At 68.0% G+C, this 13469-nt stretch carries 12 protein-coding genes, 2 pseudogenes and 1 riboswitch; of the genes and pseudogenes, 9 read left to right on the top strand and 5 right to left on the bottom strand.

The window, feature by feature from the left end; translation table 11 throughout:
- Positions 1-115: 115 nt before the first annotated feature.
- The 7 genes and pseudogenes from AC0GNR_RS05250 to AC0GNR_RS05220 all read left to right on the top strand — a co-directional run bounded on the left by AC0GNR_RS05250 (position 116) and on the right by AC0GNR_RS05220 (position 6092).
- Positions 116-352, top strand: a complete 237-nt coding sequence (locus AC0GNR_RS05250; protein ID WP_472899950.1) for a hypothetical protein — start codon at positions 116-118, stop codon at positions 350-352.
- 93 nt (positions 353-445) lie between these two features.
- Positions 446-543, top strand: a riboswitch (TPP riboswitch).
- Between the two features lie 54 nt (positions 544-597).
- On the top strand, positions 598-1470 hold the full coding sequence (gene thiM / locus AC0GNR_RS05245) for a hydroxyethylthiazole kinase (protein WP_472899949.1): 873 nt from the start codon (positions 598-600) through the stop codon (positions 1468-1470).
- Positions 1467-2069: pseudogene (gene thiE, locus AC0GNR_RS05240) on the top strand (thiamine phosphate synthase); the annotation flags it as partial. The gene thiM and the pseudogene thiE, both read left to right, overlap by 4 nt.
- 105 nt (positions 2070-2174) lie before the next feature.
- Positions 2175-3005 carry a bifunctional hydroxymethylpyrimidine kinase/phosphomethylpyrimidine kinase gene (gene thiD, locus AC0GNR_RS05235; RefSeq protein ID WP_472900052.1) on the top strand — a complete coding sequence of 277 codons (831 nt, stop codon included), beginning with the start codon at positions 2175-2177 and terminating at the stop codon, positions 3003-3005.
- Positions 2995-3756 (top strand): 3-oxoacyl-ACP reductase, encoded by a 762-nt coding sequence (locus AC0GNR_RS05230; RefSeq protein WP_472899948.1) that lies wholly within the window; start codon positions 2995-2997, stop codon positions 3754-3756. Before thiD ends, AC0GNR_RS05230 begins: the two co-directional genes overlap by 11 nt.
- A 125-nt stretch (positions 3757-3881) precedes the next feature.
- The gene (locus tag AC0GNR_RS05225) at positions 3882-4904 is read left to right on the top strand and encodes a methionine synthase (RefSeq protein WP_472899947.1); all 1023 of its coding nucleotides are present in this window, start codon (positions 3882-3884) and stop codon (positions 4902-4904) included.
- 3 nt (positions 4905-4907) lie between these two features.
- Entirely contained in the window at positions 4908-6092 is a 1185-nt protein-coding gene (locus tag AC0GNR_RS05220; protein ID WP_472899946.1) for a serine hydrolase domain-containing protein, read from the top strand.
- Here the strand turns inward: AC0GNR_RS05220 and AC0GNR_RS05215 are convergent.
- The 4 genes from AC0GNR_RS05215 to AC0GNR_RS05200 form a co-directional block, all read right to left on the bottom strand.
- Positions 6071-6613 (bottom strand): DUF2889 domain-containing protein, encoded by a 543-nt coding sequence (locus AC0GNR_RS05215; RefSeq protein ID WP_472899945.1) that lies wholly within the window; start codon positions 6611-6613, stop codon positions 6071-6073. The genes AC0GNR_RS05220 and AC0GNR_RS05215 overlap by 22 nt on opposite strands.
- Before the next feature lie 143 nt (positions 6614-6756).
- Positions 6757-7896 (bottom strand): oxygenase MpaB family protein, encoded by a 1140-nt coding sequence (locus AC0GNR_RS05210; RefSeq protein WP_472899944.1) that lies wholly within the window; start codon positions 7894-7896, stop codon positions 6757-6759.
- Between the two features lie 13 nt (positions 7897-7909).
- Positions 7910-8611 carry a DUF6989 domain-containing protein gene (locus tag AC0GNR_RS05205; protein WP_472899943.1) on the bottom strand — a complete coding sequence of 234 codons (702 nt, stop codon included), beginning with the start codon at positions 8609-8611 and terminating at the stop codon, positions 7910-7912.
- Entirely contained in the window at positions 8608-11688 is a 3081-nt protein-coding gene (locus AC0GNR_RS05200) for an adenylate/guanylate cyclase domain-containing protein (RefSeq protein ID WP_472899942.1), read from the bottom strand. Before AC0GNR_RS05200 ends, AC0GNR_RS05205 begins: the two co-directional genes overlap by 4 nt.
- 292 nt (positions 11689-11980) lie before the next feature.
- On the opposite strand from AC0GNR_RS05200, the gene AC0GNR_RS05195 reads away from it, so the two are divergent.
- Complete coding sequence (locus AC0GNR_RS05195; protein ID WP_472899941.1) at positions 11981-12448, top strand: EVE domain-containing protein; 468 nt, start codon at positions 11981-11983, stop codon at positions 12446-12448.
- Between the two features lie 28 nt (positions 12449-12476).
- Here the strand turns inward: AC0GNR_RS05195 and AC0GNR_RS05190 are convergent, their stop codons facing one another.
- Positions 12477-12905 carry a hypothetical protein gene (locus tag AC0GNR_RS05190; protein ID WP_472899940.1) on the bottom strand — a complete coding sequence of 143 codons (429 nt, stop codon included), beginning with the start codon at positions 12903-12905 and terminating at the stop codon, positions 12477-12479.
- A 161-nt stretch (positions 12906-13066) separates the two neighbouring features.
- Here AC0GNR_RS05190 and AC0GNR_RS05185 point away from each other — a divergent pair.
- A pseudogene (locus tag AC0GNR_RS05185) lies at positions 13067-13461 on the top strand (type II TA system antitoxin MqsA family protein).
- Positions 13462-13469 lie beyond the last annotated feature (8 nt).

Below are 13469 nucleotides of genomic sequence, written 5' to 3'. Positions count from 1 at the left end.
AGGTGGGCGGCATTCACCCCGGCCACACAGGGGCAATCGCCTGGCCGTGGCGCCCACTCTGGCAACTGGAAACAATGCACAGGCCAGTATGTTCTGGCCGTGTTGGAGTTTTGTCATGAAAAAGTTGTTGTTGTCTTGCGCGCTGGTGTTCTCGGGCGCGGCCATGGCACACGGTTGCCCCGGCGAAATGAAAGCGATTGATGCCAAGCTGCTGACCAAGCCCGCACTGGCTGCAGCCGACCAGGAAAAAGTGACCGCGCTGCGCAGCGACGGCGAGCGCCTGCACAAAGCGGGTGACCACGCCGGGTCCATGAAAGCGCTGGGCGACGCCAAGAAGATCCTGGGCCTGTAAACTCCGCCCGCCTGGCCGGTGCACGACGCGCACCGTGCCGGGGGGTCTTTGCTGAAGATCTGAAAACACGCGTCCGGTGGGTTGAAAGGCCCACGCCATTGCTAGGGGTGCCTCGAAAGTTTCGGGGCTGAGAAATACCCTTTAAACCTGATCTGGGTCATGCCAGCGTAGGGAAGCAAACACCGCCTCACGGCGCGTGCCCGCATCACCGCACCTGACATGCCCGCTTTTTACAAGGCCGCTGTATGTCATTGCCCGCTGATTGCGCCCCACCCGCGCCAAACCACCCCGCCCGCCTTTCGCCCGCCGACCTGTGGGCTGACGTGCAAGCCGTGCGCCAGCAAGCGCCGCTGGTGCACAGCGTGACCAACTTCGTGGTGATGAATTTCAACGCCAACATGCTGTTGGCCGCGGGCGCCTCGCCCATCATGGCCCACGCAGTCGAAGAAGTGCCCGACATGGTGGCCATCGCCCAGGCCGTGGCGGTCAACATCGGCACGCTGGACGCGCAGTGGGTGCCGGCCATGGCGCTGGCGCTGCAAACCGCGCGGGCGCTGGGCAAGCCGGCCGTGCTGGACCCAGTGGGCGCCGGGGCATCGGCCTACCGCAACCGCACCCTGGCGTACCTGCTGGCGCAAGGCCGACCCGGCATCATCCGGGGCAACGCCTCGGAAATTTTGAGCCTCGCCGGCGTGGCGGGCGCGTCGCGCGGGGTGGACAGCGCGGTGGCTTCCAGCGACGCGCTGCACAGTGCGCGCGCCTTGAGCGAGCAGTTCAACTGCGTGGTGTGCGTGTCGGGCGAAAAAGACTATGTGCTGGGGCCAGCGGGCGCCTGCGCCGTGCTGGCCAACGGCCATCACTGGATGACCCGCGTGACCGGTGTGGGCTGCTCGGCCAGCGCGCTGGTGGCGGCATTTGCGGCGGTGCAGCCCAACGCCTTGCGGGCCTGCACATCGGCCATGGGCTTTCTGGGTGTGGCGGGCCAGCTGGCTGCGCGCCTAGTGGCGGCACAGGGCGGCGGCGTGGGCAGCTACGCCGTGGCCTTGCTGGACGCGGTGGACCAGCTCAGCGAAGCCGATTTTCTGGCCACCCTGAGCCTGCAGGAAGGCCAGGCATGAAGCCACACCACCTGCGCGCCCAACTGGCGCTGTATTGGGTGACCGACCCCGCGGGTATGTTGGAAGCCACCTGGCTGCAACAGGTGCAAGCCGCCGTGCGCGGTGGCGTGAGCTGCGTGCAGCTGCGCAGCAAAACCGCCAGCACCCGCGAGCTGGTGCGCTGGGGCCATGCGCTCAAAACACTGCTGGCCCCGCACGGCGTGCCGCTGGTCATCAACGACCGGCTGGACGTGGCCCTGGCGGTGAACGCCGCGGGCCTGCACCTGGGCCAGAGCGACCTGATGCCCGCCGATGCGCGGCGGCTGATGCCCGCCCACATGTGGCTGGGCTGGTCTATTGAACAGCTGGACCAGCTGCAATTGGCGCGGGTACAACCGGTGGACTACCTGGCCATCAGCCCGGTGTTTGCCACCCCCACCAAGGGCGACGCCGCCGAGCCGCTGGGGCTGGCGGGTTTGCGCTGGGCGCGCCAGCACACCGCTTTGCCACTGGTGGCCATTGGCGGCATGCACGCCGGCTGCCTGGCCGAGGTGGTGGCCGCTGGCGCCGACAGCGTGGCCGTGGTGCGCGCCATCAGCGACGCAACCGACCCCCAGCACGCAGCGCAGGTGCTGCGCAGCCTGGTGGACGGCGCGCTGGCGGCCCGTGCGGCCCAAACGCAAGCGCGTACCGAATCGGCAAACGAACCAACACCGCGCCTCACCGTGCCCCGCGTGCTGTCCATCGCGGGCTCCGACTCGGGTGGCGGCGCGGGCATTCAGGCCGACCTGAAAACCATTGCCGCGCTGGGCTGCTTTGGCACCACCGCCATCACCGCCGTCACCGCGCAAAACACCCTGGGCGTGAGCGGCATCCACGCGCTGCCCGCCGAGTTTCTGGCGCGCCAGATCGACGCCGTGCTGACCGACATCGGTGCCGACGCCATCAAGATCGGCATGCTGCACGACGCCGCCGTGGTGTCGGTGGTGGCGCAGGCGCTGGGCCGCCATGCGGTGCGCCATGTGGTGCTGGACCCGGTGATGGTGGCCACCAGTGGCGACGTGTTGATGGCGCCCGACACCATGGGTGTGCTGGTGGAAAAGCTGCTGCCGCGGGTGAGCCTGGTCACACCCAACCTGGACGAACTCGGCCTGCTGTGCGGGCAAACCATCACCACCGAAGCGCAGGCGCTGGACTGCGCACAACAGCTGCTGCACCGGGGTGCGCGGGCCGTGCTGGTGAAGGGCGGGCACCTGCCCGGCGACACCGTGGTGGACACGCTGGTGGACGCCCAGGGCGTGCGGCTGCGGCTGGCCGCCAAGCGCATTGCCACCCACAACCTGCACGGAACGGGCTGCACGCTGTCGTCGGCCATCGCCTCGTTTCTGGCGCGCGGCTGCTCGCTGGACGAGGCCGTGACCCGCGCCCACGCCTATGTGCGCGCAGCCCTGCACGCCTCGCGCCAGATTCACTGGGGCCAGGGCCACGGCCCGCTCAACCACACCCACGCCCCCGTGGCGCTCATTACCCAACCGGAACCCCACCATGCTGCTTGATTCTTCCCCCATCCTCGTCACCGGCGGCGCGCGCGGCCTGGGCGCTGCCATTGTCCGCAGCCTGCACCGCCACGGCGCGTCGGTGATCATCAACTACCACCAGAGCGAGCAGGCCGCCCACGCCCTGGTGGCCGAGCTGGGTGAACGCGCCTGGGCGCTGCAAGCCGATGTGCGCGACGCCGCCCAGGTGCAGGCCCTGGTGGCGCAGGCCCAGCGCCTGGCCGGCCAGCCGCTGGCGGGCGTGGTCAACAACGCGCTGGTGGGCTTCTCGTTCAACGGCGACGCCCGCGACAAGCTCGACACCATCCGCTGGGAAGCGTTTGACGCCCAGCTCCGGGGCGCGCTGCAGGGTGCCTTGAACACCTTGCAAGCCTGTCTGCCAGGCTGGCAGGCACGCGGCGGCGGCAGCGTCGTCAACGTGGGCACCAACCTGTTTCAAAACCCGGTGGTGCCCTACCACGACTACACCGCGTCCAAAGCCGCGCTGCTCGCCCTCACCCGCACCGCAGCACACGAGTGGGGCCCGCACGGTATCCGGGTCAACATGGTCTCAGGCGGGCTGCTGCGCACCACCGACGCCAGCCGCGCCACCCCCGACTTTGTGTTCGACCTGATCGCGGGCCAGACGCCGCTGCGCCAGGTGACCACGCCCGAAGACTTTGCCGACGCCGTGGTGTTTTTCATGAGCGGCCTGAGCCGCGCCGTGACCGGGCAAAACCTGGTGGTGGATGGCGGGCTGGTGATGAACTGAGCCTGCTCAACCTCAGTCGGGAAATACCAGCCGGGCCACAAGCCCGACGCGCAGGCGTCAAGCACAACCGCGCCCTGCTGATTAAGATGCGGGCGGACCGCCCCACCCCAACAGGAGACAACCCCATGTTTGACACCGCGATTGCTGGCAGCTTGCCCAAACCCGCCTGGCTGGCCGAGACCGAAAAACTCTGGCCGCAGTGGAAGGTGCAAGGCGCCGAACTGCAGCAAGCCAAGGCCGACGCCACGCTCTTGTGGATCAAGGCGCAAGAGGACGCCGGGCTGGACGTGGTGGGCGACGGCGAGCAGGCGCGCCAGCATTTTGTGCATGGCTTTCTGGAGCAGGTGGAAGGCATCGACTTTGAGAACAAGGTCAAGATGGGCATCCGCAACAACCGCTACGACGCCATGGTGCCGCAGGTGGTGGCGCCGCTGCGCCTGAAGGGCCGGGTGCACGCGTTTGAAGCCCAGCTGGCCCGCGCCCACACCAAGAAAAAACTCAAGTTCACCCTGCCCGGCCCCATGACCATTGTGGACACCGTGGCCGACCGCTTTTATGGCGACAAAGTGAAGATGGCTATGGCCTTTGCCGAGCTGCTGAACCAGGAAGCGCTGGCGCTGCAGGCCGACGGCGTGGACATCATCCAGTTCGACGAACCGGCCTTCAACGTCTACATGGCCGAGGCGGCCGACTGGGGCGTGAAGGCGCTGGAGCGCGCCGCGCAGGGCCTCACCTGCACCACCGCCGTGCACATTTGTTATGGCTACGGCATCCAGGCCAACGTGGACTGGAAACAGACCCTGGGCGAAGAATGGCGCCAGTACGAACAGGTGTTTCCGGCACTGGCCAAAAGCAGCATCCAGCAGGTGAGCCTGGAGTGTTTTCACTCGCACGTGCCGCCCGACCTGATGAAGCTGCTGGAAGGCAAAGACGTGATGGTGGGCGTGATCGACGTGGCCAGCGACGTGATTGAAACACCCGAACAGGTGGCCGACACGATTGGCCTGGCGCTGCAATACGTGCCCAAAAAACACCTGATCGCCTGCACCAACTGCGGCCTTGCCCCCATGAGCCGCGAGGTGGCCCTGGCCAAGCTGGACGCCCTGGCCAAAGGCGCCGCCCTGGCCCGCCAGCGCTACGGAGACTGAGCCATGCCCTCCCCTCTGCCCAGAGCGGAACCGGCCGACCTGGGCCTGTGCCCCGAACGCACCCAGCGGCTGGTGCAGGCGCTACAAGCCGAGGTGGACCGTGGCCGGCTGCCCGGCGCGGTGGTGCTGCTGGCGCGCCACGGCCGCGTGGCCCTGTTTGAGAGCCTGGGCCAGCGCGACCCGGCCACCGGTGCGGCCATGGCCCGCGACGCGGTGTTCCGCATTTATTCCATGACCAAGCCCGTGGTGTCGGTGGCGGTGATGATGTTGGTGGAACAAGGCCGCCTGCTGCTGAGCGACCCGGTGGCCAGGCACCTGCCCGAGTTCAGCGGCCAGCAGGTGGCGGTGGAAACCGCAGCCGGACTGCAACTGCAACCGGTGGCCCAACCCGCCACTGTGCAAGACCTGCTGCGCCACACCGCCGGCCTCACCTACGAATTTCTGGGCGAGGCCCCCGTGCAGCGGCTTTACGCGCAGGCCGAGATGGGTTCACGCGAGCGGAGCAACGCCGAGTTCAGCCGCACCCTGGCGGCCCTGCCCTTGTTTCGGCAACCGGGCACCGAATGGGCCTACAGCCGCGCCACCGACGTGCTGGGGCGGCTGGTGGAAGTGGTCACCGGGCAGACGCTGGGCCAGCACCTGCGCGAATGCATTTTTGAGCCGCTGGGCATGGTGGACACCGCGTTTGTGGTGCCCGAGGCCGACCACGGCCGGCTGGCCGAGCCCTTTGCACACGACCCCGACGGCGGCGTGCCGCTGCGCGTGCTCGACCCGCGCCAAGCGCCCGCCCTGGAAAGCGGGGGCGGCGGACTGATGTCCACCACCGCCGACTACGCGCGTTTTTTGCAGTGCCTGCTGAGCGGCGGAGAACTGGACGGTGTGCGCCTGCTGGGGCCACGCACGGTGGAATTCATGACCGCCGACCACCTGGGCAGCATCCCCAGCCATGACCCGCTGCTGCCGCCCGGCCACGGCTTTGGCCTGGGTTTTGCGGTGCGCACCGCCACCGGTCTGGCCACCATGCCTGGCTCGGTGGGCACCTACCACTGGGGTGGCATTGCGGGCACCACCTTCTTTGTGGACCCGGCCGAAGACTTCTTCGGCATTCTCATGACGCAAGCGCCTAACCAGCGCGACCACTACCGCCTGCTGTTTCGTACGCTGGCTTACGCGGCGCTGGTGGACTGAGGCGCGGGCTTCGCTGGCGGCTGCCAGCGAAAAAACACGGGGTACACCTTTTCCACCACCGGACCGTTGAAGTCCCAAGCCAGGCACTGGCCCAGGTGCATGGGCGGGCGGCCGTCAGCCGGTGGGGCAAACGAGGCCGAGCGGGTTTGAAACGCTGCGGTGGCCAGGTTGAACAGCAGTTCGCGCAGGTGGGTGCAGCCCTGCACGCCGCCCAGGTGGCGCTCAATGGTTTTGCGCCAGCCGCGGCCCAGCGTTTCGCCCACCAAGCCTTGCATGGGCGGCACGGCCTGCGGGCAGGGGTCGTGCGGGTGGGCGTCCATGGCCACCGCGATGTCGCGGATCACCATGTCGTCGTCCAGCGTCACGCGGATGTGCATGTGGTGGATGGCTTCGTGCGGCGCCCATTCGCCCTCGCCTTCAATCTCGAACGCATGGGGCTTGCTGTCGTGCATTTCGCCTTCAATGTCCCACAAACCGTCTTCGCGCTGAAACCCCCGGTATTCGACGCGGCGGGTGTGCATGGGCTTGCGGGGCTGGGGGGTGGGCAATGGCAAAACGGAACCTCGGTGAAACAACGTAGGGGTTGATTTTCCGTGATTCAGCCCCTGGGCGCAGGCCCGGGGTGTCACCTGGGGTTGGGAGCGCTCAGAGCACACCCCGCGGCTCAAGCCAGCTTGCGCAGGTCGCTCAGGTGCTCGGGCACGCTGAAACGCACCTCGTCGCCCCAGGCGTCGTCAATGAGCACGCGGAAAAACAGGCGCGACACGCGGGCGTGGGCTTTGCGGTCGGGTGTGGCGGCGTTCCAGAAGCAGTGCCAGATCACGGGCAGCCTCAGCACCAACCAGGCCAGCGCGGCGTGGCCGGGCAGCGGCGTCACGCCCACGCGGGCCGCGCCCGCCTCGCCCAACAGGCGCACCAGGTACACCCGCGGCGCCAGGCCCAGCCCCAGCCAGCGCAGCGGCCACGGCAGCAAGCGCCGCATCATGCGCAGGTCGGCCTGGGTCAGCGTCACGCCGTGCGGGTTGTCTTGAGCCGGGCTGAAGGCCTGGGCGGCATAGGCTTCGCAAAACGCGCGCCCCTCCTGGGGTGAAACCGGCATCCATTCGGGGCGAATGCCCTGCAACAGACCGTACATGCGCCACAGGTGAAAGTAGTCGTCGGCCTCGTCTGGCGACAGGGCCACGCCCAGCGCGGCCAGACCGTCGATGACGTGCACCGAAAACGTCATGGTCGTGAACACCATGTCGAGCTGGCTCACGGGGGTACCGAAGTTCGCCTCAAAACCGGGGTTTTTCTCGCGCACGATACGGCGCACACCGGCGTGCAGCAACCGCAGTTTTTGGGCAGTGACCACGGCCCGCCCACCCGGCACAAACGCCCCCGGCGCCGAGATGTTGACCAGCATCTGCAGCACGCCCAGCGCGCGCCGGTAGGGGCGCTCTTCGAGGTTGTGCGTCATGTGCAAAATATTGGCCAGCCGGGGGGCCGCGTAGCCCGACGGCAGGCTTTTGAGCAGCAGCACCACGGCGCACAGCGTGGCGTTGTCCAGCATCACCTGTGCACCGCGCTGGATGCGCTGCGGGTCCACCCCGGGCGGCAGCTCGCGTGTGGCGTGTGCAAAATCCAGCAGCGGGCGCGGGGCGTCGGGCGGCATTTCTGCGTCGTCGGCGGCAAACGAGCGAAACGCCGCGCTGATGCGCGAGAGCATGCCGTGCACCGAAGCCGCTTCGGCCACGGTGGCATCGGCCAGCTCGTCGCCGCAGCGGCTCATGGTGTTCAGGCGTTCGGGTGTCCAGGGGGTCATGGTGGGGTGCACCTCAGGTGGCCCGGCAAGCAAACTGCACCAGGGCGCCCTGGCACGGCCCGACCAGCCACCAGGCCAGCAGCACCGAAGGCAGCATCCACACACCCGCCAGCACGCCCAGCCACAGGCTGAAGGGCCAGGGCCGCGCCACCGCCTGGCGGTGCATCCACACCAGCGGCAAAGCGAGCAGAAATTCGGCCACGATCACATACAGCGGCGCGTTCCAGAGCATGGGGGTGTTGACGTAGGTCCAGTACCCCGCGTCGTGGGCAAGGTGCTCGTACAGCGGAATGCTGCTGCCGCCCAGCAAAGCGCACAGCACGGTGGCGCGCACCAGTGACATGCGTTGCAGCAGCCAGCCACCCACCACCCCAATCTGCGTGAGCACAATTGTCCAGGCCAGCGGCATGTACAGCGGCGATTCCCACACCATGGGCTCGCCCGGCGGGTAGAGCAAGGTGGCGGTTTGGGCCACCAACCAGGCGTCGGTGGCCGTTTCAAGCCAGCCTGCCACAAAGCCAATGATCAGCCAGCGGGTCAGCACCGGGTCTCGGCGGTAGGCCGTCCAGGCCACCAGCAGCACCAGGGTGAAGGTGGTGCTGAGCAGCGCAAAGCGTGGGCCAGCCTGGGTCAGCGCGCCGAAGGTGTTGCAGCCGGCCACCAGCAGCATGGTGGCCACCACGAACCGCATGCGCAGGGGGTCTTCGGTGGTCATGCCGGGTTGCTTTCGTTGTGCTTCAGGCCCGCCAGGCTGGCCAGCGCTCGGTCACGCCAAGCGAGCGCGCCCAAGGCTTCGGCTACGGCCACTGCGGTTTGCAGGCCGCTGAACGCCTGCGAATGCAAGCCCTGGGCAGCCAGCGCCAAGGCGCGCAGCCGATGCAGCTCGGGCTCCCAGCAGCGTTCGCCGGTGCTGGCGCCCAGCAGCCCGGCTTCGGCGGCTTGCAGCGCGCGCTGCGGGTCGTCAGCGGCCAGCCAGGCATCGGCCTGGAGGGCTTGAAACAGCGGGCGCAGATTGTGCGCGCCGGTGGCACACCAGGCCTCCAGGCCGCGCTGCATCTGGTCGATGCCGGGCTGTGGTGGCCCTTGCATGGCAAGGCCCCAACCGTGCAACACCGCGCCCATCATTTCCCAGGCGTTGAAGGCCTGCTCTTCAGCAATCAGCATGCCGCGCCCAGCCGAGGCGCGGGCGCCAGCAGCGTCGCGGTTGAGCGCGGCCAGCAGCGCGTCGGCACACCACAGAAACGCCGCGTCGTAGGGCGCCAGGGCGGGAGCCATGCCGCGCAGGCGGGCGGCGCCAGCCTCAGCGGCTTCGCGCTCGCCCATGAGCCAGCAGGCGAGCATGTCAAATGCGTGGCACATCACACCCGGGTCGTGCACACCGCGCACGCTGCGGGCGGCGTGCTGGGGCAGGCTGAACAGCGCCTTGCCCTGGGCAAACTGGGCGCGAGCGGCCACCAGTTCGCCCTGGTAAAACAGGGTCATGCCGGTGGTGGCGGCGGCCACCAGATGCGGCATGGGCTGCGTGGCGTCGCGGGCCAGCGCGCCCAGCTGGCCGCTGATGGTGCGGGCGTCGTCCACATGACCACGCATGAGCTCGTAGGCCCACAGCCCCCACAACGGCACCAGCAGCTTGGGCGTGCTGCCCATGCGCTCGCACAGCAGGCGTGCCCGCGAGTAGGCCTGTTCGACTTGTGCATCGAGCACGCCGTGCACGGTCATCAAGGCGGGCGCCAGCACCAGTTGAAGCTCCAGTTCACACGCCAGCGCGGCGGGATCGGTACTGGCGTCGCCTAGCAGCTGCAGCGCTCGCCGGGCGTGGGCCGCGGCCTCCAGGCAGGCCGAACGCGACAGCGCCCGCTGACCCGCCCTCAGCCAGTGACCCAGCGCGGTTTGCGCCTGGCCGGCTTCGGTGTAATGGTGGGCCAGGACCTCGGGCTGGCGGCCTGCGGCGTCGGGGTCTTGGGCCAGCAGCGCTTCGGCAGCGCGCAGGTGGCAAGCCTGGCGGGCGCTGCGCAGCATCGAGTCGTAAGCCGCGTCTTGCAGCAAGGCGTGGCGAAAGGCGAACGACTCACCGCCGCCTTCAGACAGCGGCGTGAGCATGTGCGCGTCGACCCCGCGCTGCAGCGCTGCGGTCAGGGAACCGTCATCGAGCCCACTCACCGCGCGCAGGCGGCCAAGCCCGAACTTGCGGCCGATCACGGCCGCCTGCTGCAGCACCTGTTTGGCCGGCCCCAAGCGGTCGAGGCGGGCCAGGGTTTGCGCTTGCAGCGTGGCGGGTATTTCTTCACCGCCGGTTTCCAGGGCGCAGCGGGTGAGCTCTTCCAGAAACAGTGGATTGCCTTCGGCACGCGCCACAATGCGGGCCACCGCGTGCTCGTCCAGCGCACGCCCGCGGTCCAGCGCATGCACCAGGGCGCGGGCCTGGGTGGGCGCGCAAGGCTCCAGCGCCAGCCGCTCCAGACGGCCATCGCCCGCCCAGTGCGGGGCAAACTCGCTGCGCGCGGTCAGCAGCAGCATGAAGCCGGGGTCCAGCGGCTGGCTGGTCAGGCGGCTCAGCCATTCCAGCGTGGTCGGGTCGGCCCAGTGCAGGTCTTCCACAATCAGCAAGGTGGGGCGCAGGGCCGCCCCAGCGCGCACCACCGCCGTGCCGGCGGCAAAGGTGCGCTCGCGCTGCGCCTGGGCGCTCAGGGGCAATGCCGCGTGTGCTGCGGGCAGCTGGAGGCCCAGCAACGCAGCCAGCGGCGCTAGCGCGGCGGCGTCGGTCATGCCAACACCAGCCAGCAGTTGCGTCAGCCCGGCCAGGCGTTCAGCGGGGGGCGCGTTGGGCGCCACGCCAAGGGCACCCGCCAGCAACTGGGCCAGCGGCGCAAAGGGCGAATGAATCTGGTGGGCCACACAGCGCACCAGCCACACGTTGGCACCGTCGCGGGTGGCCTGCAGGCGCAGCTCTCGCGCCAGGCGCGTCTTGCCAATGCCGGGCTCACCGCTGAGCAGCAAACTTTTGCCCGCCGCACACCGCCCCGCCTGCCAGCGCGCGCGCAGCAAGTCGAGTTCGGCGGTGCGCCCCTGCAGCGGGGCTTGACGGCCAACGGCCAGGTCGTCGTCGGTGCTGCCTTGGCGTGGGCCCGTCACCTGGTACAGCCGCAGGGGCGCCGCAAGCCCTTTCAGGGCCCGCTCGCCAAGGTCGACACACACAAACTGCGTCTGCAACACGCTGTGCGTGGCCGCGCTGATCAGCACCGCGTTGGGTGGTGCCAGTGCCTGCAAGCGCGCGGCAATGTTGGGGGTGTCGCCCATCGCGAGGTACTGACGCTGGCCACCGCTGCCCACCTCGCCCATGACCACCGCACCGGTGTGCAAACCCACCCGCACCCGCAGCGCCACACCGCCGGGACGCACTGTCAAGGCACCCACGGCGGCCACCATGTCCAGCGCCGCCTGTGCGGCGCGGGCGGCATCGTCTTCGCCTGCGAGCGGATAGCCAAAGTAAGCCACGATGCCGTCACCCAGCAGCTGCGCCACATGGCCTCGGTGGCGGCGAATGGCGTCTCCCGCAGCCTGCTGGTAAGCACCGAGCAGGGTGTGCCAGTCTTCCGGGTCCAGCTGTGAAGACAGCTCGACGGAACCCACCAGGTCGCCAAACAGCACGGTCAGGCGTTTGAAGTCGGGTGCGATGGGGCTCAACGATTCGATCAGGCGGCTGCCACACTGGTTGCAAAACCGGGCGTTGCTGGCGTTGGCATGCTGGCATTCGGCACAGGGCCGGGACAGGTCGGGGGTATCGCTGGTCATGGCTGGTCATGGTTTGCTTGCGTCAAATCGGACCTGCGGATGCAGGCAGGATGCCAACAGCCAACCTTTCGCATGTGTTGTGATGAAACCGGGAAACATCTCGGGCAGCGTGGGGTGCCTTACCTGCCCCGTCGGCGGGCATAGCAAGTATCGTGCCCCGCCCGCCTTCTGAAATACGGAGAATCCCCGTACCGCATGGGAAAAGATGCGCACACGATCCATTTTTCGGCCAGCAGCCCAGCCGATCGCTGGCCCAAGCTTGCCATGCAACCCACACAAAATGCCTGAAGCCATGTCCCCCTATTGGTTGATGAAATCAGAGCCCGACGAATGCTCGATCGACGACGCCCTGGCTGCCCCCAACGCCACCGTGCCCTGGACCGGCGTGCGCAACTACCAGGCCCGCAACTTCATGCGCGATGCCATGCAGGTCGGTGACGGCGTGCTGTTCTACCACTCCAGCTGCGCCGAGCCGGGCATCGTGGGGCTGGCGCGGGTGGCCTCAGGCACCCGGCCTGACCCGACACAGTTCGACCCCGCTTCGCCCTACTTTGACGCCAAGTCACCCGCCGACAAGCCGCGCTGGCTGTTGCTGGACGTGCAAGCCCTGAAGAAAACCCGGCTGATCGGCTTGCCCGAACTGCGCGCCACGCCCGAGCTGACCGACATGGTGGTGCTGCAGCGCGGCAGCCGCTTGTCCATCACGCCGGTGAGCGCCGAACACTGGCGCTTCATCACCCAGCGGCTGCTGGGCGACTGACCCCACGCCCCAACGCTTTTTCGTCTTGTCAAGCCGGGCGCGGAGCAGGCACCGTTTTCGCGATGCGCTCCCAGTCCCGCAGCGCTTGCTGCAGCCGGTTCCGGGAATTGGGGTGACCGTCGCTGAACGCCGCGACCAGCCGCTTTTTCAGCGCCTCACTGGGCGGCGCAGCGGCGGTGGTCTTGAGCTGGTCGATCACCAGCATCACGGTTTGAAAGCTCCGGGACTGCACCGCCAGCTCCAGCATGCCCTGCCCGCTGTCGGTCAGGTCGTGGACGTTGGCGCCGTGTTCGATCATGTACTTGAGCACACCGGCCTTGCCCCCCAGGCAGGCCCAATGCAAAGGCACCAGCCCGCCTTCAAGCCGGGCGGTGAAGTTGGCGTCGGGCGCAAGGCATTCGGGGGCCAGCGGCCAACCCGATGCTTTGATCATTTGCTGGTGTTTCCAATCGGACATGGGATGTGCAGGGCCTTGTGTGTTCTGGGGGCTTTGCAGTCTCTCACATGGTCGGAAGCCTTGAGGCAGCGAAGCATCGCCCACCTCAGCTTGGCCCCCTTCAGTAACCGATTTGCTGAATTCAACCAGGAAGCTTAGGCTGAACGAAAGGATCTCTCGTCATGAAATGCCCATCCTGCGGCGCGGCCAAGCTGGTGCACGACACCCGCGACATGCCCTGCACCTACAAAGGCGAGACCACCGCCATACCGGCCGTGCCTGGCGACTGCTGCTCCGCTTGCAGCGAAGCGGTGCTGGGCGCCGGGGTCGCTGCCTCGTGAGCGCGGCCATGCTGGACTTCAACAAATAAGTGAACGCCACCATCGTGGACCCGGCCTTCATCGTCAACGTGCGCAAGAAGCTGGCGCTGGACTAGCGCGAAGCGGCCGAGATATTCGGTGGTGGGGTGAACGCATTTTCCCGCTACGAAAACGGCAAGACCAAGCCGCCGCTGCCGCTGGTGAAGTTGCAGTGGGTGCTGGACCGGCACCCGGAGTTGCTTACGGATTTACGCTAGATTCGAAT

Source organism: Hydrogenophaga sp. LT287 (assembly GCF_055702805.1).
The sequence above is the reverse complement of the archived record's forward strand: the minus strand, read 5'-3'. Positions and strand labels throughout refer to the sequence as shown.